Origin of the sequence: Actinoplanes sp. NPDC048796 (assembly GCF_040650035.1) — a bacterium.
Lineage (GTDB): Bacteria > Actinomycetota > Actinomycetes > Mycobacteriales > Micromonosporaceae > Actinoplanes.
Genome location: NZ_JBEZGO010000012.1, coordinates 122970 through 146534, shown reverse-complemented (window position 1 = coordinate 146534; position 23565 = coordinate 122970). Strand labels below are relative to the sequence as shown.

Genomic DNA, 23565 nt, shown 5'->3' with positions numbered 1-23565 from the left:
CCCGAACATGACAAACTTGCAGAACCAGTCCTCGGTCCGCACGCTGGTGCTCGACAAGGTCCGTTTCACGTACGTCGTCGACGGCGCCATGGCCTTCCCCACAGCCGGTTTCTTCCCGTCCGTACCACCCGGCGAGTGGACACCCGATCTGCTGGACGAACGGGGCATGGTGCCGATGTCGGCCGGCGGTCTACTGGTCGAAACCGGTGAGCGGCGACTGCTGATCGACGCCGGGCTGGGCCCGGTGCGGGGCGAGGCGGGTGGCGGCGTGGTCAATGGCGGATCGCTGCTCGACACACTGAAGGATCTCGGCCACGACCCGTCGGCGATCGACCTGCTGGCGCTGACCCACCTGCACCCCGACCACGTGGGCTGGGCCGATTCCTTTCCTCGCCACGCGATCGCCGCGGCGGAGTGGCGGGCGGCGCCGGAAAAGGCGGTGCTGGCCGGCGCCGCCATGCTGGCGGACGGCGACGAGGTGATTCCTGGCGTACGCGCGATCGTCACTCCCGGCCACAGCCCGGGTCACACGTCCTATCTGATCACGGCCGGTGCCGACCGGCTGCTGTGCTTCGGTGACGCCTTCCACCACCCGTTGCAGTTGAACCATGTGGAGTGGGGCTCCGGCCCGGATTGGCAGGGCGGGAGTGTGCCGGCCGCCCGGCGGCGCCTGCTCGACGAGTTGCTGGTGCCGGGGACGGTTGGTTTCGCCTTCCACTTCGGCGACCAGCCCTTCGGCCGGGTCGCCCGGGCGGCCGACGGGACGATCACCTGGAATCCGCTGCCGAGCACCGTCCTCGCCGCCCCGCCGCGGCTGTTGGCCTGAGCCCCGCGGAGCGACGGCGCGCCGGCCCGAGACGCTCGCCGAGGTCGGGTTGCCTCCGAGACCGGAGGCAACCCTTTCACTATGCCGTCAGCTCGAGCATCGCCGCCCGTGTCGGCTCATCAGCGGGAACGTAGGTGAGGATGCGGCAGCCCGGCATCTCCGTCACCTCGAGACTCAGCGTGGTGAAGGCCAGGCGCCCCGCCGACGGATGCCGGAAGACACGGTGGCTCGTGGCCGGGGCAGCGACCTCGTGCCGGTCCCAGAGATGTGCGAACTCATCGCTGTGCGCGCGCAGATCGGTCACGAAAGCACGCCACCGCGGGTCGTGCAGATGCTCGACGTACGCGGCGCGGAACATGGCGACCAGATGCGGGCCTTCGAATTCCCAATTCTCGACCCCCGCTCTGACCTGCGGATCGGTGAAGCTGCACCACATCAGGTTGCGGTGTCCGCACGGAACGTCGTACAGCGTTTCGATCAGGGTCTGCCAGGGCTGATTCCACACCAGCAGATCGAAGCGCTCGTTGATCAGGGTGGCCGGGATCGGATGCATGGCCGCCACCACCTCACGCACCGGGGCGGGGATCTCGGCGTGGGAGGCCCGGTCCGGCGGCAGCGCGGCCCGGGCGCCGGCGAGCCGGTAGAGGTGCTGATGTTCGGCCGGGTCGAGATGGAGCACCCGCGCCACCGCGTCGAGCACCTGGGTGCTCGCGTTGATCGGGCGGCCCTGTTCGAGCCAGGTGTACCAGGTCACGCCGACCCCGGCGAGCTGGGCGACCTCCTCGCGGCGCAATCCCGGCGTACGGCGGCGGCCGCCGACGGCGAGACCGACCTCGCCCGGAGTCACCCGCTCCCGGCGTACCCGCAGGAAGTCGGCCAGTTCGGCGCGCCGTGCCGTTCGCGGATCCGCGGTCGTCGACGTCATGACGCAACCTTCGCAGGGGGCCGCCGCCGGTGCCTGGTGCCGGTGATACCCGGATAACCAGGCTCCTGTCGCGCGGGCGGGCGCCGCCGGATGGTCGAAGCATGGACATTCACCATGCGACAACCCTACGACCGGCCCCGGGCGCGGCCCCGGCTCCGGAGCGCTCGCGCTGGGCGGCTCTGGCGCTCCTGGTGACCGGACTGTTCATGGTCTCGGCGGACGTGACCATCGTGAACGTCGCCCTGGGCGCGGTCCGGACGGATCTGCACGCCTCCGGCGCGGTGCTCGAACTCGTCGTCTCGGGGTACACCATCGCGTACGCCGTGTTGCTGATCACCGGTGCCCGCCTGGGCAACCTGCTCGGCGCCTCCCGGATGTTCGCCGGGGGCCTGGCACTGTTCGTGGCCGGCTCGCTCGTCTGCGGTCTGGCTCCCACCACCGTGGTGCTCGTCATCGGGCGCTTCGTGCAGGGCATCGGCGCCGCCGCGACCGTTCCGCAGATTCTCAGCGTCGTTCAACAGCGGTTCCACGGCGCCGACCGGGCGCGGGCGCTCAGCGTGTACGGCGCCACCATGGCGTCCGGGATCATCGCCGGGCAGGTCCTCGGCGGTCTCATCGTCACGGCCGACATCGGCGGCCTGTCCTGGCGGCCCGCTTTCCTGCTCAATGTGCCGGTGGGCCTGGTCGTCCTGGCCCTGATCCCGCGTCACCTGCGGGGCGGCGGCACCTCCCGGGGGCGCCGGCTCGACGTGCCCGGTCTGGTCACCGGGTCGGCGGGACTCCTGTTGATCGTGCTGCCGCTCGTACTCGGCCGTGAGCAGGGCTGGCCGGCCTGGAGCTTCGCCGCGATCCTGGCCGGTGCGCTGGTGCTGGGCGGGTTCGTCGTCATCGAGCTCCGCGTCGCCGCGGGTGGCGGTGACCCGCTGCTCGATCTCCAGGTGCTCCGCTCCCCGGGGATGGCGGCCGGCGTGGCCGCGCTGGCCGCCGGGATGATCGCGTACGGCGGCTTCCTGTTCACCGTCTCGCTGCACCTGCAGTCGGCGCTGGGGGACAGCGCCCTGCATGTCGGCTTGTTCTTCGCGCCCATGGCGGTCGCGTTCGGCGCGCTGGGCTATGCGTGGCGGCTGTTCCCGCCGACCTGGCACGCGTGGGTTCCGGTGGTGGGTGCGCCGACCGCCGGAGCCGGCTACCTGCTGACCGCGTGGGCCCTGCGCGGCGGCGGCCAGAGTCCGCTCGCTCTGGTGCCCGTCATGGTGCTGACCGGTGCGGCCACCGGGGTGAGCTTCAGTCCGCTGCTGACACAGAGCCTCGTTCAGGTTCCCGTCGACCGCGCCGCGGACGCCGGCGGGATCCTCGCCACGACACAGCAGCTCGCGCAGGTCATCGGCGTGACCGTGCTCGGTGGCTTCTACCTCGGCCGGGTGCAGGCCGGGCATCTGCCCGGTCCCGCGGTGGCCGGTGTGCTGGGCGGGTGTGCCCTGGTCGCCGCCCTCGGCGTCGGCGGCGGCGTGGCGCTCAGCCGGGTGGTGCGGCGGGCCGGCTGAGGCGACCGTCTCATTTTCCGGCGCGGTGAACAACCGCGTGGCCGTGCCGTCGTCCGCGCTGATGGCCCACAAGACGAGGGGAGACGAGAAGACATGGATCTTTCCGATGCGGTGGCGGACGCGTATTTCGCCGGGTTGCGCCGCTTGTCCGAGGCGGTTGCGCCGCCCGTCAGCCGGCAGGGTGACCGTGGCGTGGAGCTGTTGCTCAGTGGCGTTCCCCTGTCGAGGCTCAACGGTGTCTTCCACCGCCGCCGCGAGACGGACCCGGGCGAGGTCGACCGGTTCGCGGCGACGGCGGCGCGGGCCGCGGTTCCCTGGACGATCCAGACCCGCGTCGAGCCGAGCCGGGCGACCCGTGAGATCGCCGCGAAGTGGGGGCGCACCGAACAGGAGCGCACCCCGACGATGGTGTGCCGTCCGGCGGATCTGACTTCGGCCGGCGACGAGGCCGCCGGCCTGACGGTCCGGGTGGTGGGGTCGGCCGGGCATGACGACTTCCTGACCGCGATGGCCGCCGGTTTCGAGATGCCGATGGAGGTCACCGCGGACATCATGCCGCCGCAGTTGCTGGATCTTTCGGGAGCGACGGCGTACGTCGGCTACGTCGCGGGCCGTCCGGTCGCCACCGCGTACGGCATCCGCGGCGGCGATCTCGTCGGCGTCATGAACGTCGCCACGGAGCCCGCCGCCCGGCGCCGTGGATACGGGCGCGCCCTCACCGAGCGGGTCGTCCGGGACGCGTTCGCCGACGGAGCCGTCGCGGCGTATCTGCACGCGTCGGACGAGGGCCTGTCGCTCTACCGCGCGATGGGCTTTCGCACCGTGGAGACCTGGACCTACTTCGTCTGAGCCGAGCGTGGCCCCGAAGCCGGCCGGCCCGTCAACGTTTCGTCTGCGCCACGTCGGCGCGACGCCGATCAACTGGAGTCATGGTGAATTCAATCGACAACGAATCGACCGCGGTCGGCGCCGCCGACGTCGCCGAACTGGCCCGGCGTGTCACGGGCCCGGTCCTGCTGCCCGGCCAGGAGGGCTACGCGGAGGAGTGCGCGATGTACAACGTGATCGTGCCCAACAATCCCGCTGTGGTCGTGGGCGCCACCGGACCGTCCGACATCCGGGCCGCGCTGGCGTTCGCGGAGGCCCACGAGCTCGCGGTGGCGGTCATGAACACCGGCCACAGCAGCGCCGTCGGCGGTGACCGCGTCCTGATGATCACGACGCGCCGGATGGACGAGGTCACCGTCGACCCGGCGGCGCGCCGGGCCCGGGCCGGCGGCGGCGCCCGCTGGCAGCAGGTCGTCGAGGCGGCGGCGCCGTACGGGCTCGCGCCGCTCAACGGCTCCTCGCCGCTCGTCGGCGTCGTCGGTTACACCCTCGGCGGCGGCCTGAGCGCCACCATGGGGCGTAGGTACGGCTGGGCCTCCGATCACGTCACCGCGCTGGACGTCGTCACCGCCGACGGAGAGGAGCGGCATGTGGACGCCGAGAACGAGCCGGACCTGTTCTGGGCGTTCCGCGGTTCGAAGAGCAACCTCGGCGTCGTCACGGCCATCGAGTTCGACCTCTTTCCCGTCACCCGGCTGCACGGCGGGGCGATCATCTTCCCGGGGGAGCACGCCGAGGCTGTGCTGCGGGCCTACGCGGATCTGACGGCTCAGGCCCCGAACGAGCTGACCACGTCCATCGCCTTCATGCGGATGCCCGACCTGCCGGTCTTCCCGGAGCCGCTGCGCGGCACCTTCACCGTGCACGTGCGAATCTCGTTCCTCGGATCGGCGGCCGACGGCGAGGCGCTGCTGAAGCCCTTGCGGGCCGCCGCGCCGGTCATGGTCGACACCGTCGCCGACATGCCCTATTCCGGCTTCGCCGCCATCTACTCCGACCCGGACAGCCCGGCCCCGTTCGCCGAGGGCACGCTGAGCCTGCCACCCCTGACCGCCGACCTGGTGACCCGGCTCATCGAGGAGATCGGGCCGAAGGCCGACGTGCCGGCGAACATCGTCGAGCTGCGTCATCTCGGTGGTGCGCTGCGGGACACCCCGGCCGGTGCCGGCGCGGCCGGGCTGCGGGAGGCGGAGTTCGTCCTCTGGATCGCCACGGCCGGTGGCCCCGAGCAGACCGAGCCCGCCGTGCGCTGGACGAGCGAGCTGTTCGCCGGCCTCGAACCCTGGGCGCTGGCCGGCAAGCACCTCAACTTCCTGGGTGAGGAAGGTCTCGACACCGAGGCCCTACGGGCGGCCTACCCGGCCCCGGTCTACCGCCGTCTGGCCCGGATCAAGGCGAACTACGACCCGTCCAACGTCTTCCGTCTCAACCACAACATCCTGCCGTCGGCCGGAGACATCGAACAGCAGTGAACTTCGCTGGTCGGCGTCCGATATTCTTCTCATGGTGCGCTTTACCCTCTTGGGGCCCGTGGGTCTCGTCACGGACGCCGGCGATGTTCCGCTGGGATCTCCGCAGCAGCGCGGGCTGCTGAGTCTGCTGCTGCTGCGGAAGACCCCGGTGCCGATCGACGACATCGTCGACGCACTCTGGGGTGACGACCCGCCGCCGTCGGCGCACGCCACCGTACGCACGTATGCCGCCCGTCTTCGGCAGTTGCTCGCCGCCGGTGGAGTGGAACTGCTCAGGTCGGCGAGCGGGTATCACCTCGTGCGGCACGGCGCCGGCCTCGACGTCGACGAATTCGACCGGTTCGCCGGCGAGGCGCGTGACGCCCGGCGTGCCGGTGACATCGCCGGAACGGCGGCGGCCCTGCGCCGGGCAGTGGCGCTGTGGTCCGGCCCGGCGCTCGGTGGGGTGAAGGCGGAGTTCGCCGCCGACCAGCGCACCCGGCTGGAGGAGTCGCGCCGTACCGCCTACGAGCAGTTGTTCGACGCGGAACTCACGCTCGGCCGGCATGAGGAGATCTGCACCGACCTGGGCGCGGCGGTCGCCGATCGGCCGCTGGACGAGCGCCTGACGGAATTGTGGATGACGGCGCTGTACCGCTCCGGCCGGACGGCCGAGGCACTTGGGGCCTTCCGGCGGTTGCGCACCGATCTCGCCGAGCAGTTGGGCATCGAGCCGGGTTCCGGCCCGCAGCGGCTGCATCAGCGGTTGCTGCGAGGTGAGGAGCCCGCCGGCGTTCCGAACGTGTCACTGGAGCCGCGGGCTGTTCGCCCGGATCAAATTCCTCCGGATGTACGGGACTTCACCGGCCGCCGCGCCGAGGTGGACCGGCTGCGCCGCATCCTCACCGAGGACAGTGTCCCGGTCGCCGGCATCACCGGTCTCGGCGGCTCCGGCAAGTCGACGCTGGCCGTGCACTTGGCGCATCTGCTGGCCGACCGTTTCCCCGACGGGCGGATGTACGTGGATCTGGGCACGCGCCTCGGCCGGACGGTCAGCGCCCACGACGCCCTCGCGACGTTGCTGCGGACGATCCAGCCCGGCATCTCGCTGCCCGAGACCACCGCGGAGCGCTCGGCACTGTGGCGCACGGTGACCTCGGGACGCCAGATGCTGGTGATCCTCGACGACGCGGGCGACAGCGCCCAGGTCGAGCCCCTGCTCCCGGGATGCGCTCTCATCGTCACGGCGGCCCGCCGGTTGCTGGAGTTGCCGGCCGTCGCCTGGCAGCGGCTGGGACCCCTCACCGAACTCGAATCTCTCCACCTGCTCGGCGAGATCGCCGGGCATCAACGGATCGCCGCCGAGCCGGACGTGGCCCGCGACCTGGTGGCGGCCTGCTCCGGTCACCCGTTGTCGGTCCGGGTCGCCGCGGCCCGCCTGCTCGACCGGCCGGCCTGGTCGGTCGCGCAGATCATGAGCCAACTGGCGGACGACCTGCGGCAGCCGGTCGTCATGCATGAGGACTGCAAGATCGTCGATGAGCCGATCCGCCGGGCGGAGGCCCGCCTGGACGGGGTCTCAGCCGGCGTCTTCCGCCTCGCGGCGCTGGCCGCTCCGCCCGTTCGCAGCGTCGACGAGGTGTGCGCCATGACGGGGCTGCCCCGGGCCCAGGCCCGGGCCGCCCTGGAAGACCTGGTCGATGCCCATCTGGTGGAGGCGGTCGATGTCGACACCTACCGCTACCCCGTGCTGATCCAGGCCTTTGCCCGCCGCCGCGCCGAGCAGGTCGAGGGCTCGGAACGCTGCCGCGAAGCGCTGGCCGGCCTCGCGCGCCCCCTCCTGCGAGTCGCGTGAGCGTCAGGTGGCGAAGGCCGCGCTGAGCTTTCCGGTACGGCTGCGGCGCAGCGCGAGCGGGCTCATGCCGTACCAGCGGCGGACCGCCCGGCTGAGCGAGGACTGATCGGTCAGCCCGACCATCGGCGCCACCCGGCCGAGTGGTGCGGTGGTGGCGGTGATCAAGTGGTAGGCGGTGTCCTTGCGGACCTCGTCCCGGAGTTCGCCGAAGGTCGTTCCCGCCTCGGACAGCCGCCGCTCCACGGTCCGGGGATGCGTTCGCAACTGGCGGGCGACGTCCAGCAGGGTGGCCTGGCCGCCGCCTATCGACTTTCCCAGCAGGCGTACCACCTGGTCCTCGATGGGTGGCTCGGGAAGGGGCACATGCTGACCCAGGTACTCGCGCAGCGCCTCCCGGACGAACGGATCGGCTCCGGCGACCGGCAGGCCGCCGCTGGTCCGCGTGAGGCGCAGGGCGCTGCCCGGACGGCCGAAATGGGTCTCCACCCCGTAGAACTCGCGGTACCGGTTCGGTGCGGCCGGCGGCTGATGGGCCAGGTGGACGGCGACCAGGCCGTACTCGCCTCCCGACAGCAACTGCAGAACGCGGTGCAGCAAGCCCAGCGACAGATCGGCCACCTGCGGCAGCAACGGCCCGATCAAGCAGTCGAAGCGGAGGGCCCGGAGCTCCGCCCGCTCGGCCACCGACTCATCGGTCACCGCGAGGGACGGGCTGTGCATGAACAGGAAACGGGTGATGGAGTCGATGGCGTCGCCGAGCGTCAGCGAATGCTGAATGACCGGAGCGAGCCGGCCGAGCACCGCGAGATCCTGCCGGGCCGCGAGCCGCAGCCCCAGGTCCGGGCAATGAAGGTCGGCCGCGAACGTTTCCAGCAACTCGCCGGTCACCCGCGCGCTCACCAGCTCGTCGGTCGTGTTCAGCACGGCGGGCGCCATGTCGAAACGGCCGAACATGGCACTCGCGTCACCGCCGATCTCCCGCACGAGTTCCGGCAGACCACGAAGGGCCGCGGCACGAACCATCACGCTCATGTCGTCCTCGGTCAAATTCTTGTCGCCCACGGTCAAGGCCGGGGCCGCTCCTGAACAGCACGCTTGTCGCATGCTGCTGCACTCCGACGGTCCGGCTTCGAACGATACGCCGCCGGCTCCGCCTTCTGACGATCGCGCCGCCGCGGTCGTGCCTGAGCGGCGACGCCCCGCCCCGGACCGATCGGCGCCCGCCTCCGACCTCATGCGCTGCCCGATCGGTTCACCGGCCTGGTGAAAGGACCGCTTCGGCTCCTTGACACGCGTCGTGGCGGTGCGAATGACGCTCTCAGCAACTTTCGAAGCGCACGCCGGCCCCGCCGCGGGGCCGGCATGAACCAGGCGAACAGAACCGCTCGGAGCAGCCGGCCGAGTCGGCCGGTCACCGGAACGCCGTAGAGGCGCCCACCCGGCTCCGGCGTGACCGGCGTCGACGTCGTCCTGCCGGACGGCCGGTCGGTCCAGGCGACTGTCGGCAACGGCTGGTGGGCGGCGTGGTGGCCGGGGGAGGAGACCGCCGATGTCCGGATCGTCGCACGGTGAGACACCAATCACCCGGCATGCGCTCGAACGGAGATGACAAGCCGCCGTCGTCCGGCGGAAGGCGCCAGTACGGCGCTGACCGCGGAAGGGGCTGTCATGGAACACGTAGTCGGGAAACGTCGAGGCCGAGCAGTCGTCATCGGCGGTTCGCTGGCCGGCCTGTTGGCCGCCCGGGTGCTGAGTGACACGTACGAGAAAGTCCTGGTGTTCGACCGGGACGAACTTCCGGCCTCTGCCGTGCCGCGCCGCGGCGTGCCGCAGGGCCGTCAGGCGCACGGGATGCTGGCCGGCGGGGCACTGGCGATCGGCGCGCTGATCGACGGCTTCACGCCGGACTTGGTCTCGGCCGGCGCCGTGGTGGGGGATGCCGCCGCCGACATCCAGTGGTACCTGGACGGTCATCCGATCCTGGCGCACCGGTCGGGTCTGCCGACGGTCATGGGCAGTCGCGCTCTGGTCGAGCACGTCGTGCGGCGGCGGGTGGCCGCCATCGCCAACGTCGAGGTCATCGGTTCGACCGAGGTGACCGGACTGCGTACCGCCGCCGACGGGTCGGGGGTGACCGGTGTGTGGCTGGCCCAGCCGGACCGGCTGGTGGACGCCGACCTGGTGGTCGACGCGGGCGGTCGTGGTTCCCGCAGCCCGGTGTGGCTCGGGCGGCTGGGCCTGCCCACTGTTCGCGACGAGACGGTGGAGCTCGGCCTGAGCTCGGTCTCGCGCCATTTCCGGAGCCGTGGCCGCCATCTGGGCGGCCGCCTCGGCGGAAACTCACCGGCTCACCCCGGGCAACCGCACAGCGGTCTGGTGCTGGCCGAGGAGAACGACACCTGGGTCGTCTCGATGAACGGGTGGTTCGGCGAGACGCCGCCGACCGATCTGGCCGGGATGCTGGCCTACGCCGGGACTCTCGACAATCCCGACATCGCGGAGATCATCCGGGACGCGGAGCCGATCGGGGAGCCGGCGCTGATCCGGTTCCCCCATGCGGTGCGACGCCATTACACGGAACTGGCCGGGATGCCCGAGGGCTACCTGGTGATGGGAGACGCGTTGTGTTCCCTGAGCTACGTCTACGGCCAGGGGATGACCGTGGCGGCGCTGCAGGCGCGAGCGCTCGCCGACGTTCTCGGCGCCGGCCCGGACCTGGTCGCCGCCCGGTTCTTCGCCGCGGCCGACGCCGTGCTGGACGGGCCCTGGGCCGCGGCGACGTCGAACGATCTTCGTTTTCCGCAGGCGGTGGGCGCTCGCCCGCCGATCGACCCGGCGCGGGCCGCCTATCTCGCTGAGGTTCGTGCGGCCACGGCCACCGACGTGGAGGTCGCGCGAGCGTTCATCCGGGTGTTCCACCTCGTCGACCCGGGGTCCGCTCTGGCCGCTCCGGAGATCGCGGCCCGGCTCCGGCCGCAGGTGGGTGCGGAGCTGTGAACGACGCCGCCGGCATGCCGAGAGTGAGCGAGATCTTCGTCGCCGTATCGGACGGTCGCCGCCGGGCGGCGCTGCTGGATCTGGCGAGCCGGGGCCCGGTGAACCGGGTGATCCTGCCTGGAGGCCGGCCGGCCTGGCTCGTCACCGGCAACGCCGAGGCCCGCAGCGCGCTGACCGACACCCGGGCGCGTGACCTTGGAGCGAGGCGGTGTCGTCGATGTCGCGTCGGAATACGCGTATCCGTTGCCGTTCCGCGTCATCTGCGCGCTGCTCGGTGTCTCCTGGCACGCCGAGGAGCGCCTCGGTGACTGGTTCACCGTTCTGGCCGCCGGCTCGGTGAACTCGGTCGCGGTGTTCGCCGAGGCCTCCGGCACCATGCTGAGCTTCCTCCGGGAGACGATCGGGGCCAAGCGGCGGGAGCCCGGGGACGACCTCATCACCGCCTTGATCCAGGCCCGTGACGGAGACGACCGGCTGACCGAGGACGAGCTCGTCTCCATGATGTACGTCCTGTTCATAGCCGGGCACGAGACCACGGCCAGCCTGATCACCAACAGCGTTCTCGCACTGCTCCGCAATCCGGGTCAGCTGGCGCTGGTCCACGATCGTCGCGACCTCATCGATGCCACGGTCGAGGGGACCTTGCGGTACGACGGCGTCGTGCAGGCCACCATGCCGGCCGTCGCCACCGAGACGTTCACTCTCGGCGGTCAGCTCGTCCAGCAGGGCGACGTGGTGGCCGTCTCGCCCCTGACCGCGAGCTTCGCCACCGGGGCCGAGCCGGACCGTTTCGACGTCACCCGCGAGGCACCCCACCTGGGGTTCGGGCATGGCATCCACTACTGCATAGGTGCACCCCTGGCCCGGCTGGAGGCGCGCATCGCGCTACGGCATCTGATCGAGTGGCTCCCCGCCGTCCAGCTCGAGGACGACAACCTGGAACGCCTGCCGTCGATCATGTTCAACCGGCTCGCCGCCCTGCGGATCCATATGCGGGAGCGTTCGTGACAGGCGCGACCTCCCGGGCGACCGGCTCGGCCGCGGCGGTGTGATGCGAAGTTCACCGGTGACGGGGCTGAACCCGGGTGCGCCGCGGGCGTCGTCCCGCCTGACAGCGGAAACGACGGAGGGAGCCGGAAGTGGATGAGCTGAAGGGAAAGGTGGCTGTCGTCACCGGCGCGGCCACCGGCATCGGACTGGACGTGGCGCGCGCTTTCGTGCGCGAAGGGGCGTACGTGGTGCTGGCCGGCCGCCGCCGGCCGGAGGGAGAGGCGGCGGCGGCCGAGTTCGGGGCGTCCGCCTCCTTCATGGCGGCCGACGTCTCGGTCGAGGGCGAAGTGGCCGATCTGCTGAATCACACGGTCGCCCGGCACGGCCGCCTGGACGTGCTGGTCAACAACGCCGGGTCGCCGTCGCACCTCGGCAGCATCGAGCATGTCGATGCCGGACACTTCCGGTCCACCATGGAGGTCAACGTCATGGGGGCGCTGTACGGCATCAAGCACGCCGCCGGTCACCTGCGCCGGCAGGAATCGGGCGGCAGCATCATCAACATCGCCAGCATCGCCGGTGAGCGGGTCGTGTACGCCGGGGTGGCCTACTCCGTCTCCAAGGCAGCCCTCATCCACCTCACGAAGTGGGCGGCCGCCGAGCTCGGCCGGCACGGCATCCGGGTGAACAGCATCTCTCCCGGGTTCATCGCGACCACACGTTTCGGCAAGGCGGCCGGCGCGACCGAGGAACAGGCCCGGGACCGCCTGATCGCGCTCGGGGCCTATGCGCGTGAGCAGGCCGAGTCGATGCAGGCCCTCCCGCGTCCAGGTCTCGGCACCGACGTCACCGGTGCGGCCGTCTACCTCGCCGGCGAGACCAGCTCGTACATGACGGGTCAGGACCTGGTGGTCGACGGAGGACTGTCGCTCGGGCAGCCGTGGGACGCCATGGTGTCGATTCGCGACGCCATGGCTCGTATCAACCTCGGGTAGGGGCCGAGCCGGCTCGGGGATGTCGCGGGGCGACCCGTGACATCCCCGAGCCGGCAGAGAACCTAGAGGGCCGAACGGCGAGACTCGTTCAGAGGCTGAAGAGCTGGTATTCGCTGACGTTCGTGAAACCCAGACGCCGGTACACCAGGGCGCCCCGGGCGCTGGCGGTCAGAGTGGCCACCTTCAGGCCGCGCCCTCGCGCCTCGCGAAGCAGCCGTACGGCCAGCGCGGTCGCGATGCCGCGGCTCTCGTACTCGGCGCGGGTGGCCATGTTGTAGACGCCGGCGACGCCATGGCTGATCGACAGGGCGCCGCAGGCGACCGGCTCGTCGCCGATCCAGGCGAGGTAACGGTGCTGATCGTCGAAGCGGTCGTCGCGGGCACGCTCCACCTCGGCCGCGGCGTCCGCCTCGTCCATGGTCAAGCCGTTCGGCACCAGATAGGTCCGGGCGAACGCGGCGAGTTCCCCGTCGGTGCGCGCCGGTTCGATGCGCACGCCGGCCGGTGCCGCGATGTCGGGCACGTCAGCCAGTCGCGCCGCCATCAGCGGTACGGCGCCGGCGAGGGTGGCGCCGCGGGCGACAAGCAGATCGGCCACGTCGGCGTCGCTGTCGACCGGGTGATACCACCACAGCCAACCGGTGCCCTTCAGGGCCTGACGAGCGCGGCCCACGGCGGCGTCGATGTCGACTCCACGGGCCCGGAGCACGCCGTTCAGCATCGCGTGCGGAAGGTCGCTGCGGTAGATCGGCAACTCGTCGTCGACGTCCGAGGAGCTGCCCCAGCCGAGCCAGTAAGCACGGTTGTTGGCCAGCTGCGGCGCCAGGTCGTCGACCGAGTCGACGATGGGAGGTGGTGTGTTCATGATGCGGACGACGCTCGGACCCGACGAAAGTTCAGAAGGCCGGGCGGTAGCCGTGAGCACTGTGTGCCGAGCCTCAAAGCTGTGGTCGGTCGAACGATGACGCCGGCCTCCCGTCCTCGTTCCAGACGCCGCCGACTGGTAGCGCATGAGTTTTCGCAGGAGGCCGTACATGTCCGTCTTCACCACCCCGGACGATCAGCCGGTCTACCGGCTGCTGGATTCCCGCGCCCGCATGTTGCTCACCGCGGATCAGAGTCAGGGCGAGCTGACCGTGGTCGAGAGCACCGGCAGTCGCGGGCATTCGACGCCGCGGCACCGTCACCTGCTCGCCACCGAGACCTTCATCCTGCTCGAGGGCGAGATGGTCATCGAGGTCGGCGACGAGCGCCGCGAAGCGGCCGCGGGTCACGTCGCGGTGCTGCCGCGCGGCATACCGCACAGCTTCGCGGTGATCAGCCCGTCGGTCCGGTACCTGACCCTGCACGTACCCGCCGGCTTCGACCGTTTCGTCAGCGAGCTGAGCGAGGCCACCGCGAACGGGCCCACGGACCCGGCCACGCTGTCGGCCGTGGCGGCTCGGCACCACATCGAGATGCTGGGCCCGGGCGTCGCGATCCCCGAGAACCGATGAGGGGATCGGCGCCCGTCGCCTTCCGGTCTACTTCGTGAACACCGGCAGGGCGGTGGTGGTCGTCTTCTTGGTGGCGAGATCGGTGACCTGGGCCCGGGTGAAGACACGACGCCCGTCCGACACCTTCACGTTGGTGAAGTGGAGCTTGACGCGGGTGTGCTGGTAGTGGCCGGCGGCGCAGGCGGGTACGCAGGTGTTGATGTTGCGGATGGCGGTGGCATCGCCGGTCGTGGAGGTGAGTGCCGTCCACTTCACGCTGGTGTAATTGACGTCCTTGTACGGCTGGAAGGAAGCCGGCCTGACCTTGACGGTGTGCGCGGCGTAGTCGACGACCACTCCAGGGCCGGCCGGCGCGGCCTGGGCGGTACCGGCGGTGGCGAGACCGGCGACACCGAGCGCGGCGGTGGTCACGACGAGGGCGATGCGACGCTTGTTCATTTTTCTGTGGCCTTTCCTGGTGGATCATGTGTTGTCACCGAGTGTCACCGTGGCTCCCGACCCGGGAAAGGGCGATCGCCGAGCGTGGCACGAAGCCGGGATCTCGCGCTGAACTGCGTAAACAGGCCGGTCCTGGCCCACCGCTCGACCGGGATCGATGTCCGGTACAGCAAGGCCCGGGATCCTCGGGCATCGACACCCGGGCGATTCCTGTGGGTCGGCTGGGACGGGCCTGTGGGTTGCCCGTGCCGGTGAACCGCGCCGGCCAACGACCGTCGCCCCGCACGAGGGCCGAACAGACTGCGGTCCCAAGGTGAGGAGATGCGGCATGGGCAACGTCAAACAATCGATGGCGATCGTCGCCGGGCTGGCCGGGCTCGTCCTGTCGGCGGCGGGTTGCGCCGGTCCGGCGCCGTCAGCGCCGAGCACGCCGGGCCCCTCCACCGCGGCTTCGGCGCCCAGCGGCGACGGTGCGACCGGTCAACCCGATGCGGGGAGCGGTACCGGAGCCGCGAACACCGATTCGGGCAGCAGTGGTTCGGGGGCTGGGAGGGCCTCCTCGCGGCCTGCCGGCGCTGCGGGCGGTAGGGCCGGCACGCCCGAGTGCCGAACCTCCGACCTCCAGGTCGCCGACGAGGCGGGTACCGGCCAGAACGCCGGCACACACACCGAAAAGCTCCTGTTCCGGAACACCGCGACCCGCACGTGCTTCCTCGAGGGCTACCCCGGCGTCTCGTTCGTCACCGCGGGCGGCGGCAAGCAGCTCGGACGAGGCTTCATCCGAGACGGCGGAGCGACCCCACGCGTCCTCCTGAAGCCGGGCGGGCAGGCCCACGCGATCATCGAGGTCACCTACGCGCCCAACGCGTGCGCGCCGGCCAAGGCGGGCGGCTACCACGTCATCCCGCCGGACCAGTACTCGTCGCTGTTCGTCAGCAAGCCGCAATACGCCTGCACCGAGACAGGCCAGGCCGACGGCCACGTCGAGCCCATCGGGGCCGGCGCCTAGCGAAGCGCGGGAAGGCCGGCGACGAAAAGGTCGCCGGCCTTTCTGCTGTTTGGGCTGTTTGCGCCTTGGAGTTTCCTGGATTTCTGAGCGCTGGATGTGAACCGGGGCCCGCCGGCGCCGTTCTTCATGATGTGAGCCGGCCGACATCGGCCGATGGCACTTTCCTTGCACTTCCGTTCATAAAAGTTGCACGCGGCGCTTCTTACGCTCCAGATCGAGATCAGATCGATTTTGGGGGTTGTCGTGACTGCGGCTTCTATCAGTTCGCCGGAATGGGCCAGTGGTCCGCGTCGCCGCGAGGCGGAGTCGCGCATGGAATTCATCATGGCCAATTACTCCCGCCCGCTGATGCGGTTCCTGCTCAGCCTGACCCGCCACGAGCGTCCCGCCGCCGAGGACCTGCTGCAGGAGACCATGCTGCGGACCTGGCGCAATCTGGCGTCGTTGCCCAGCGGCGAGGAGAACGCCCGGCGGTGGTTGTTCACCGTGGCCCGCCGAGTCGCCATCGACGCCGCGCGGATGCGCCAGGTTCGGCCGGCCGAGGTCAGCATCCGGGAAGCCGCCGAGATGGCGATCCAGGACACCTCGGACAGCACGCTCGCGCTGCAGAGCGTGGTCGAGGCCTTCCACGGGCTCAGCGCCGACCACCGCAACGTCCTGACCGAGCTGTACATTCGCGGGGCGTCGGTCGAGCAGGCCGCCGAGCGGCTGGGCATACCACGCGGCACAGTGAAATCGCGCGCCCACTACGCGATGCATGCGCTCAAGACCACGATCGGCGGCGGCGCCGAAGCGGCCTGACGGCCCACACAGGAGGTTCGCATGAGTATGCGTGTGGCACCCGGGTGCGGCCAGGGTTCGTACAGCCGGCAGGCATGAGTGCCGAACTGGTCCGCGCCGCCCTCGACGGCGACGACGCCGCGTTCGCCGCACCGATCGAGCGGCACCCGGGACTGGGTACGCCAGGCCGACGCCCGTGCGGACTTCCCCGCGAGTTGGAATGCCGCCACGGCCGCCATCGAAGCCGCGCACTCCGGCGACCTCTGGCGGATGTTGCCGTTGCCGCCCGGGTCATGATCAGGAATCCGTCGACCATCGCTCGTTGCGGAAGTCCAGCCGGCTCAGGGCCGTCCGCAGACTCCGGCGCTGTTGTTCGGTCGGCACCGCGGTGGCCAGAACGTGACGCATCAGCTCGCTTGTCTCGCGCGGGTGGTGACGAGACACCTCGGCGTGGTGGCCGGCCAGCCAGCTCACCACCCATTCGGTGACCTCGGGCGCGGTGGCCACCAGTTGTTCCAGGACCCGGGTGTCCGCCCGGCCCAGGCGGGCGAGCACCTCGGCCGTGCGCCGGTGCGAGGCCGCCCGGATCTCGTCCGGAATGCTCTCGTAGACGGCCCGGTGGAGGAAGGTGTCGCGGAACGCGAGCTCGGTCCCGGTATCGACCACGACGTCGGCGGCCATCGCCTCCGCCAAGTCGGCCATGAGGCCGAGTGGCGTACGCCCGGTCAGGGCGACCAGGTCGTCCACCGCGAAGCTCATGCCCAGCAGCGACGCCACCCGCAGCGTCTCCCGCGTGCTGTCGCCGAGGTGGTCGACCGCGGCACGCGCCGCCGTGCGGACCGACTGTGGCATCCGTACGGGTGCGGCCGGGTCGATGTCGGCCCGGCCGTCGATGATCCGCATCGCGTTTCGGCGGATCAGGGAGTTGATGACCTGCTGGACGACGTACGGGTTACCGCCTGCCGAACGGGCCACCTCGGCCACATTCGGGCCGGGAGGCGCCCCGGCCGCGACCGTGATCATGTCCGCCACGGCTTCCGCGGGCAAGGGGCCCAGGGACAGCACGTGCCCGTGGCGGGCCCGCACAGCGCGGCGCAGCGGGGTCAGTTCACGGCCACGCGGTTGCCGGCGGGAGGCTATGACCACCAGGAGCGGCAGTCGCCGGGTAGCGGCGATCAGCCTTTCGCACATGAGCACGTCGGTTTCGCCGACCCACTGGAAACCGTCGACGACGAGCACGAGCGGGGCGCTCGCGCAGGCGTCGCGGACGTACGCCAGAATTCGCCAGGCCTCCGAAGGGTGCGCCTCGACGCCGGTCAGGCCGAGGGCCCGCGCCACGACCGGCGTTCGAGCACTCTGATCGCTTTCGTCCGCGACGGCCCAGGCCACGTGGCATCCGAGCTCGCCGGCCCCGGCCAGAGCGGCGTTCAGCAGCGCCGACTTGCCGATGCCGGGCTCGCCCTCGACGAGCACGGCCGCGCCCCGGCCCCCGGCGGTCTTCGTGAGCAGCGCCCGTAGCCGGCCGGCCTCGGCTTCACGGCCGGCCAGGCTCGTCACCAGGCCGTCGTCGCCGAGAGCCGCCGCGGCCCGGGCCCGCCGGTCACCAGTTGACTGCGGTGTCATGCCCGGTGGTCACCGATCGGGGGAGGGAGGGCCGGGCGGTGGACGGCAGGTGCGGGCTCATCCGGTCGAGCAGGGACCGGAAGCCGTTCTGCCGCGACGCGGGAGCGCCGCCGTCACGCAACTCGGCCCAGGCGATGCCGGCGGCGCGCAGGTGGTTGCCGTTCCGCTCGTGGGCGAGCGCGGCCAGCCAGCGCATCTCACCCCTGAGGAGCGGATCGTCCGTGTGCGCGGCCACCCAGTCGGCCTCGGCCACGCAATCGCGGTTCTGCCGCTGCCGCAGCCGGGCCAGCCAGGCGGTGATGACCAGGCGGTCGGCGAAGGCGATGCCGTCCTGAGAGCGTGCTTGTTCGAGGGTCGACAGCGCCAGGTGGGGCGTGCGCTCGAACAGCGACTCGACGTGGTCGGTCAGCCAGCCCACAATCGGGCCTCGCATCGGCACCGGCCCGGCCAGCAGTTGCCCGACGACGCGTTCCGGTGGCCGGTTCGCGTCCGCCAGGCGCGAGGCGAACGAGCGGTGCACCATCACACGCAGCGGGGCGGAGCCCTCCTCGTGCAGGACGCGCGCGACGATCCGGCAGCGAAACTCGATGCGTTCACCGGACACGGTCAGCACACCGCCGCGAACCGCCGGCGCCAGGTCGCGAAGCAGGTCCTCACTGCCGCGGCCGGTGACGACGGCCAGGTCGCCGCGTTCACAACCGGCGACGTCGACGCTTTCGTCCCCGGCCACCAGGTGCGCGACGGCGTTCAGCGCCCGCCGGGTGGCGCCGGCGTAATGCTCCAGGTGCCCGGCGATGGCGAAGGTGAGTTCCGGAGTGATCCGGACGGAGCCTTTCGCGGCCAGAAGTCGCAGATAGCACGGGTTACCGGCGGCCTCGACGACGATCTCGCGGATGAGCCGGCGATCCGGCTCCCGGCCCATCACGGTCCGGACGAGTTGGCTCGCGTGGGCTGCCGGCAGCGGTGTCAGTTCGATCACCTCATCGGCGCCCGGCGGCTGGGCCTCGCCCGGGCGGGTCGCCCCGATCAACAGCAAGGGCATCTCGCGCGTGCTGTCCCGGAGGAGATCCCATACCCGCACGGTGCCGGCGTCGGCCCATTGCAGGTCGTCGGCGACCAGGATCAGTGGCCCATCGGCGGCAGCACCGCGGATCAGGCCGGCCGCCCGGCCGGCGGCCCCGGCCAGAGTCGCGCCGTCGGTCACTTCGTCGGAGAGCCGCCGGAGCGCTTCGCAGCGGTTGTCGTCGGGCAATGCCGTCTCGAGGCATTCGAGCAGGACGCGAAACGGTATTCGCTGGGCGAGTTCGCTCCCCGCGGCCCAGCCGACCCGGCCACCGGCCGGGACCACATCGCGCAGCGCCGCGCTCAGGAACGCGGATTTGCCCATACCGGCGGTGCCCTGGACGCGAATGCTGCGACCGGTGTGGCCGGCCAGCGCGGCAGCCGCGTCGCGCAGCCGCCGGCACTCCTTCTCGCGGCCGACGAGTGTGGCGAAGACGGCCGGAGCGGGGGCCGTCGCGGCGATACCACCGGATCCGGCCACCGGGTTCAGCAGGGGAGGGCGTATCTCCTTCGGGTCCACCGTCATTTCCCCCTACTGATGTGCTCATACGTGCAAGGCGGATGGTTGGTTGTCCGGCGGGGCGAGAGAGGCGATCAAAGCTCAGGACAGGGTCTGGGTGATGCGGCCGACGCCGCCGGCGACAACGGCAGTGGCCTTCGCCCCGTTGACGAACGGCATGGTGGGTGGGACGTGCCCACACTCGACGTCCGCGACGATCGGTACGCCCAACGCTCCGAGCGCGTCCAGCACGGCCTCGTCCTGGGTCAAGGTGGGGATCGACGGGGCGGCGGTTCGCCCGATGAGGATGCCGGTGGCGCGCTCGAAGAAGCCGGCCAGCCGCATGCCGTGCAGGGTCCGGCAAGCCTCGTCGGCCTCGGCGCCGGCCACCTCGACGTAGATCAGCAGGCCTTCGGGGGCGTAGCGGCCGGCGAAGGCGCTGGTGTCCCCGTATGCGGTTCCGGCCAGATTGCCCAGTGTCTCGACGCAGCCCCCGATGAGCCGGCCGGCCAGGCGGATGTCGTCGGCGTGGCCGTTGAGGAGCCGCCAGGAACCGGCCGATTCGTAACCGATCGTCGTGGCTTCGGGGCGCGCCGACCACTCGGCCGGTCCGCCGCCGTTGTGGTAGCGGCCGGGCGAGGTTTGGGTGAAGGTGGCCCCGGCCGGAAGCTCGGCGACGTCCAGCCAGCTCCGGAGACCGGGTGCGGGTTCGTACGGGGTGTCCAGCAGGTTCGAGCCGTGGACCGTGGCGATGCCGGTGAGCAGGGTGAGCGGAAGCAGGATCGTCGAGATGTCGGAGTATCCGCACAGCCAGGTGGGCTCCGCGCCCCGTACGGCGTCCCAGTCGATCGTGTCGAGGAGGTCGATGGCGACGCTGCCGCCTCTGGGCGGAACGACGGCCCGGATCCGCGGTTCGAGCAGCATCCGGGTCAACTCCGCGCTTCGTTCGGCGCGCGGAGCGCTGACGTGACCGTCGCCGTTCACGCGATCGCCGACGATGACGTCGTAGCCACGCTTCTCCAGCGTCGCCACGGCGAAGTCCATCCGGGGCCGTAGGGCCGCGTTGACGCCGCCGGACGGCGCTGTCACGCCGATACGGTCACCAGGTCGCAGGGACGCGGGAAAGCGGAGAGCGGACATGTCGTAACCAGATTTCTCAAGAGTCGGCGCAGCGGAAAGTGACGGCACCAAGGGGACGGCCCCGGCAGGTGCGGGTTCAATGTCCGCGACGTGAATCTTGTGTCGCCGCCGTCAGGCCGGCTCCTGATCCGGCGTCACCTGCCGTAACCGCTCCTGCAGGGCGATCGCGTAGCGAACCCGGCGATCGTCGAAGTGCGTCAGAGCCTCGCGCCAAGCCTCGCGGGCGGCGTCGGTTCGTCCCATGCTGACGAGGATGTCTCCCCGGGTGGTGAGCGCCTCGGAACGCACGAGCCGGAAATGGGTGCCCGTCAGTCGCTTGATGCCACGGTCGGAATACTCCAGCGCCTCGACCGGCCGGCCTTGGGCCAACGCGCATCGCGCGAGTAATTCGTCGCAGATGGCCAGGCCCTGCGTGTCGTTCATCGCGGCGCACAGATCGGCCGCCCTCCGGGCCAGGGATTCCGCCACGCGGGGCCGCTCGGCGGCCAAGTGGTTACCCATCACCTGCAGGGCGGCCGCCTCGGCCTGGGGCAGACTATGAGTGCGCAGAATCAGAAGCGCCTGGCGGTGGTGTCGCAGCGCCTCGGCATATCGTCCCTCGCTGAGCAGCACTCGGGTGATGTTCGTCAGCACCCGTGCACGCTCGGAATCCTCTCCCGCCTGTTCGAACAGCCGCTGGGCCACTCGCAAGCGGGTCAACGATTCCTCGTAGTAATTCTGCAAGTACAGGGCACCGGCCAGGGACCGCTCCATCCGGGCCTGACCGAGCGGATCACCGGCCCGTTCGGCCGCCTCCACGGCCAGCTGAGCCACGTCGCGCCACTCGTTCCACCAGCCGTACCGGTGATAGAAGAACTGAGACGAGACCACCATTCGCCCGGCCGTGGCGGAATCGCCCCGGCCGGCGGCGTCCTCGACGATGGAGCGCACCACCTCGTGTTCGGTGATGAACCATTCCATGGCTTGGGCGACTTCGGCGTCCGAGCCGCCCGGCCCCTCGGCGGTGCGGTTCGCCGCCTCGGCGGCGCGGACGTAGAAGTCGTGCAGACGGTGGGCCGCCGTCGTCTGTTCCGCTCGGCTGTCCGTCGCCGCCGCCAACTCGGTGGCGTACGTGCGGACCAGCACATGAAGCCGGTACCGGTGGAGCCGATGCTGGATGACCAACCGGGTTCGAATCAGTTCGCCCAGCAACGTGCGGGCCTCGGCCGGGCCGAGATCTGCCAGGGCGGCCACCGACTCGGCGGTGATGTCCGGACCGGGGTGTACCGCGAGCAGCCGGAACAAGTGCGCAGCGGCGGGACTGAGCCGGTGATAGGACCACGAAAAGATGGCGCGCAGATCGTTGTCCAGGTTCTCGTCGTCGAACGCGTCCAGACTGCGGCGCGCCGAGCGCAGGTCCGCCGCGATCGCCGGAAGTTGCTGGTCGCCGGCGCGTGCGGCGACGAGAGCCAAGGCCAGGGGCAGGCGCCCGCTGCGTTCGATGATCTCGTCGAGCGCGGACGCCTCGGCCTCGGCCCGGTCGGGCCCGATCCGGCTGACCAGACTCGCCCGCGCCTCCTCGGGTCCGGGCACGTCCAAGGTCATCAGATGCGCGCCCATCGTCCTGTCCAGCCGCGCCAGGCGGGTGCGGCTGGTGACGATGACCAGGCTTTCGGCGTTGCCGGGCAGAAGCGGCAGGACCTGGTCGGCGTCGTACGCGTTGTCCAGCAGCACCAGCGCGCGGCGACCGGCCAGGACGCTGCGGTACAGCGCCGCGCGTACCTCCAGGTCGTCGCCGTCGGACACCCCGATCACGCCCATGCCGGACAACAGCCCCTGCAGCGCCTCGGCCGGGTCCAGTGGCTGACGGAAGGCGTCGAAGCCCCGGAGGTCGGCGTACAGCTGCCCGTCGGGAAAGTCCGCGGCCAGGAGGTGAGCCAGATGGACGGCCAGAGTCGTCTTGCCGATGCCCGGAATGCCGTCTATGACGAAGATGCGAAGAGAGCCTGTCTGACGCCGAGCGCGGCCGAGAAGGTCGTCGAGCGCCTCCTGCCGGCCGGCGAAATAGGGATGGTCAGAGGGCAGCTGCGCCGGGACCGGTCCGGCGGCGCCCGCTGAGCCGTCCGGCGCGGCGGATCCCACGGGCTCCGCCGCTACCGTGACCTCGTCGCCGCTGTGCAGAACTGACTGCAATGCCGCGCGCAGTTCCGGGCCCGCGCTCACGCCGAGCTGGTCGTCCAGCGTTTTCGTCACCTGCTGGTACAACGTGAGCGCTTCCGCCGGTTGGCTGTCGGCGGCGAGCAGCAGCATGGTGTCAGCCTGCAACGTCTCATCGAACGGGTTACGGGCCGCCGACCGGCGCAGAGCCGGCAGGACCGCGGCCGGCCGCCCCCATCGCAGGGCGAGCCGGGCCGCCTCGCGGGCGACGCCGGTGCACTCGTTCTCGAGGGCGACGAACCAGGGATGATCGGACAGGGCGGCGTCCAGGCCGGCCGCACACCGGTCACGCCACAGCTCCAGCGCCCCCGAGATCTGCTCAAGCGCCTCCTCGAAGCGTCCCAACTCGGCCGACGCCCGGCTCTTCTCGACGTCGCGCCGGAACGCCAGCAGATCGAACGAATCGGCGGTGACCCGCATCCGGTAGCTGCCCCCGGACCCGATGAGCCACTGCCCTTCGGCCCGCCGGGGCAGCCCGGGCTCGAGCAGGCGGCGCAGGGCACCGACGTACCGATGAACCACGTTGAGGGCGCTGCCGGGCGGCTGGTCGGCCCAGAGCGCCTCGACCAGATCGGTCAGGCTGACCGAGTCGCCGGCCCGGGACAGGAGGAGGGCAAGGATGATCCGCTGCTGTTTGGCGCCGAGAGGAAGCTCTTCGTCTCCTCGCCAGGCATGCATCGGACCTAGCAGAGTGAATCGAATAGGTTCCAAGTTCTCCGCGCTCCGGCCGTCCAGATCTTGGACGCAACGTTACGCCGGGAGACCAAGGACGGCGCGGAGCGCCGCATCGCCGGCCGGTGTCCGGGCGGTTGGGTTCTCGGACCGTCACGGAATACCGGTTGTTCTCGGGC

At 70.9% G+C, this 23565-nt stretch carries 20 protein-coding genes; 12 read left to right on the top strand and 8 right to left on the bottom strand.

Annotated elements, in window-relative coordinates:
- The first annotated feature begins 7 nt into the window (after positions 1-7).
- Entirely contained in the window at positions 8-826 is an 819-nt protein-coding gene (locus AB0C26_RS36115; protein WP_360256909.1) for an MBL fold metallo-hydrolase, read from the top strand.
- Positions 827-905: 79 nt separating this feature from the next.
- Here the strand turns inward: AB0C26_RS36115 and AB0C26_RS36110 are convergent, their stop codons facing one another.
- Positions 906-1751: a helix-turn-helix transcriptional regulator gene (locus AB0C26_RS36110; RefSeq protein WP_360256907.1), complete on the bottom strand. Its 846-nt coding sequence runs from the start codon at positions 1749-1751 to the stop codon at positions 906-908.
- A 101-nt stretch (positions 1752-1852) separates the two neighbouring features.
- On the opposite strand from AB0C26_RS36110, the gene AB0C26_RS36105 reads away from it, so the two are divergent.
- From AB0C26_RS36105 to AB0C26_RS36090, 4 genes are all read left to right on the top strand, one after another.
- Positions 1853-3295 (top strand): MFS transporter, encoded by a 1443-nt coding sequence (locus AB0C26_RS36105; protein ID WP_360256904.1) that lies wholly within the window; start codon positions 1853-1855, stop codon positions 3293-3295.
- Positions 3296-3388: 93 nt separating this feature from the next.
- Positions 3389-4144 carry a GNAT family N-acetyltransferase gene (locus AB0C26_RS36100; protein WP_360256902.1) on the top strand — a complete coding sequence of 252 codons (756 nt, stop codon included), beginning with the start codon at positions 3389-3391 and terminating at the stop codon, positions 4142-4144.
- Between the two features lie 80 nt (positions 4145-4224).
- The gene (locus tag AB0C26_RS36095; RefSeq protein WP_360256900.1) at positions 4225-5655 is read left to right on the top strand and encodes an FAD-binding oxidoreductase; all 1431 of its coding nucleotides are present in this window, start codon (positions 4225-4227) and stop codon (positions 5653-5655) included.
- A gap of 58 nt (positions 5656-5713) precedes the next feature.
- The gene (locus tag AB0C26_RS36090) at positions 5714-7489 is read left to right on the top strand and encodes a BTAD domain-containing putative transcriptional regulator (protein WP_360256898.1); all 1776 of its coding nucleotides are present in this window, start codon (positions 5714-5716) and stop codon (positions 7487-7489) included.
- A 3-nt stretch (positions 7490-7492) separates the two neighbouring features.
- On the opposite strand, the gene AB0C26_RS36085 is transcribed toward AB0C26_RS36090, so the two are convergent.
- Positions 7493-8551, bottom strand: a complete 1059-nt coding sequence (locus AB0C26_RS36085) for an AraC family transcriptional regulator ligand-binding domain-containing protein (RefSeq protein ID WP_360257140.1) — start codon at positions 8549-8551, stop codon at positions 7493-7495.
- Positions 8552-8938: 387 nt separating this feature from the next.
- Between AB0C26_RS36085 and AB0C26_RS36080 the strand changes: the two genes are divergently transcribed.
- The 4 genes from AB0C26_RS36080 to AB0C26_RS36065 all read left to right on the top strand — a co-directional run bounded on the left by AB0C26_RS36080 (position 8939) and on the right by AB0C26_RS36065 (position 12471).
- The gene (locus AB0C26_RS36080; RefSeq protein ID WP_360256896.1) at positions 8939-9061 is read left to right on the top strand and encodes a hypothetical protein; all 123 of its coding nucleotides are present in this window, start codon (positions 8939-8941) and stop codon (positions 9059-9061) included.
- 96 nt (positions 9062-9157) lie between these two features.
- Entirely contained in the window at positions 9158-10486 is a 1329-nt protein-coding gene (locus AB0C26_RS36075; RefSeq protein WP_360256894.1) for a squalene monooxygenase, read from the top strand.
- A 189-nt stretch (positions 10487-10675) separates the two neighbouring features.
- Positions 10676-11494, top strand: a complete 819-nt coding sequence (locus AB0C26_RS36070) for a cytochrome P450 (RefSeq protein ID WP_360256892.1) — start codon at positions 10676-10678, stop codon at positions 11492-11494.
- 131 nt (positions 11495-11625) lie between these two features.
- A complete protein-coding gene (locus AB0C26_RS36065) occupies positions 11626-12471 on the top strand; it encodes a glucose 1-dehydrogenase (protein ID WP_360256889.1) in 846 nt (281 codons plus the stop codon).
- An 88-nt stretch (positions 12472-12559) separates the two neighbouring features.
- On the opposite strand, the gene AB0C26_RS36060 is transcribed toward AB0C26_RS36065, so the two are convergent.
- Positions 12560-13336 (bottom strand): GNAT family N-acetyltransferase, encoded by a 777-nt coding sequence (locus AB0C26_RS36060; protein WP_360256887.1) that lies wholly within the window; start codon positions 13334-13336, stop codon positions 12560-12562.
- Positions 13337-13505: 169 nt separating this feature from the next.
- Between AB0C26_RS36060 and AB0C26_RS36055 the strand changes: the two genes are divergently transcribed.
- On the top strand, positions 13506-13967 hold the full coding sequence (locus AB0C26_RS36055) for a cupin domain-containing protein (protein ID WP_360256885.1): 462 nt from the start codon (positions 13506-13508) through the stop codon (positions 13965-13967).
- Positions 13968-13994: 27 nt separating this feature from the next.
- Here AB0C26_RS36055 and AB0C26_RS36050 read toward each other — a convergent pair whose 3' ends face one another.
- Positions 13995-14405 (bottom strand): hypothetical protein, encoded by a 411-nt coding sequence (locus AB0C26_RS36050; protein ID WP_360256883.1) that lies wholly within the window; start codon positions 14403-14405, stop codon positions 13995-13997.
- 328 nt (positions 14406-14733) lie between these two features.
- Between AB0C26_RS36050 and AB0C26_RS36045 the strand changes: the two genes are divergently transcribed.
- Positions 14734-15414: a DUF4232 domain-containing protein gene (locus tag AB0C26_RS36045; RefSeq protein WP_360256881.1), complete on the top strand. Its 681-nt coding sequence runs from the start codon at positions 14734-14736 to the stop codon at positions 15412-15414.
- Positions 15415-15726: 312 nt separating this feature from the next.
- A complete protein-coding gene (locus AB0C26_RS36040; protein WP_360256878.1) occupies positions 15727-16215 on the top strand; it encodes a sigma-70 family RNA polymerase sigma factor in 489 nt (162 codons plus the stop codon).
- Between the two features lie 276 nt (positions 16216-16491).
- On the opposite strand, the gene AB0C26_RS36035 is transcribed toward AB0C26_RS36040, so the two are convergent.
- From AB0C26_RS36035 to AB0C26_RS36020, 4 genes are all read right to left on the bottom strand, one after another.
- On the bottom strand, positions 16492-17817 hold the full coding sequence (locus tag AB0C26_RS36035; protein ID WP_360256876.1) for an AAA family ATPase: 1326 nt from the start codon (positions 17815-17817) through the stop codon (positions 16492-16494).
- On the bottom strand, positions 17795-19405 hold the full coding sequence (locus AB0C26_RS36030; RefSeq protein WP_360256873.1) for an ATP-binding protein: 1611 nt from the start codon (positions 19403-19405) through the stop codon (positions 17795-17797). The genes AB0C26_RS36035 and AB0C26_RS36030 overlap by 23 nt, the downstream gene beginning before the upstream one ends.
- A gap of 75 nt (positions 19406-19480) precedes the next feature.
- Positions 19481-20467 carry a S66 peptidase family protein gene (locus AB0C26_RS36025; RefSeq protein WP_360256871.1) on the bottom strand — a complete coding sequence of 329 codons (987 nt, stop codon included), beginning with the start codon at positions 20465-20467 and terminating at the stop codon, positions 19481-19483.
- 162 nt (positions 20468-20629) lie between these two features.
- Positions 20630-23392, bottom strand: coding sequence for a BTAD domain-containing putative transcriptional regulator (locus AB0C26_RS36020; RefSeq protein WP_360256869.1), 2763 nt, complete (start codon positions 23390-23392; stop codon positions 20630-20632).
- Positions 23393-23565 lie beyond the last annotated feature (173 nt).

Excerpts from the sequence above, each read along its gene's own strand:
- AB0C26_RS36115 (WP_360256909.1), top strand. The coding sequence starts at position 8 with ATGACAAACTTGCAGAACCAGTCCTCGGTCCGCACGCTGGTGCTCGAC.
- AB0C26_RS36110 (WP_360256907.1), bottom strand. The coding sequence starts at position 1,751 with ATGACGTCGACGACCGCGGATCCGCGAACGGCACGGCGCGCCGAACTG.
- AB0C26_RS36105 (WP_360256904.1), top strand. The coding sequence starts at position 1,853 with ATGGACATTCACCATGCGACAACCCTACGACCGGCCCCGGGCGCGGCC.
- AB0C26_RS36100 (WP_360256902.1), top strand. The coding sequence starts at position 3,389 with ATGGATCTTTCCGATGCGGTGGCGGACGCGTATTTCGCCGGGTTGCGC.
- AB0C26_RS36095 (WP_360256900.1), top strand. The coding sequence starts at position 4,225 with ATGGTGAATTCAATCGACAACGAATCGACCGCGGTCGGCGCCGCCGAC.
- AB0C26_RS36075 (WP_360256894.1), top strand. The coding sequence starts at position 9,158 with ATGGAACACGTAGTCGGGAAACGTCGAGGCCGAGCAGTCGTCATCGGC.
- AB0C26_RS36060 (WP_360256887.1), bottom strand. The coding sequence starts at position 13,336 with ATGAACACACCACCTCCCATCGTCGACTCGGTCGACGACCTGGCGCCG.
- AB0C26_RS36055 (WP_360256885.1), top strand. The coding sequence starts at position 13,506 with ATGTCCGTCTTCACCACCCCGGACGATCAGCCGGTCTACCGGCTGCTG.
- AB0C26_RS36050 (WP_360256883.1), bottom strand. The coding sequence starts at position 14,405 with ATGAACAAGCGTCGCATCGCCCTCGTCGTGACCACCGCCGCGCTCGGT.
- AB0C26_RS36045 (WP_360256881.1), top strand. The coding sequence starts at position 14,734 with ATGGGCAACGTCAAACAATCGATGGCGATCGTCGCCGGGCTGGCCGGG.
- AB0C26_RS36040 (WP_360256878.1), top strand. The coding sequence starts at position 15,727 with ATGGAATTCATCATGGCCAATTACTCCCGCCCGCTGATGCGGTTCCTG.
- AB0C26_RS36035 (WP_360256876.1), bottom strand. The coding sequence starts at position 17,817 with ATGACACCGCAGTCAACTGGTGACCGGCGGGCCCGGGCCGCGGCGGCT.
- AB0C26_RS36030 (WP_360256873.1), bottom strand. The coding sequence starts at position 19,405 with ATGACGGTGGACCCGAAGGAGATACGCCCTCCCCTGCTGAACCCGGTG.
- AB0C26_RS36020 (WP_360256869.1), bottom strand. The coding sequence starts at position 23,392 with ATGCATGCCTGGCGAGGAGACGAAGAGCTTCCTCTCGGCGCCAAACAG.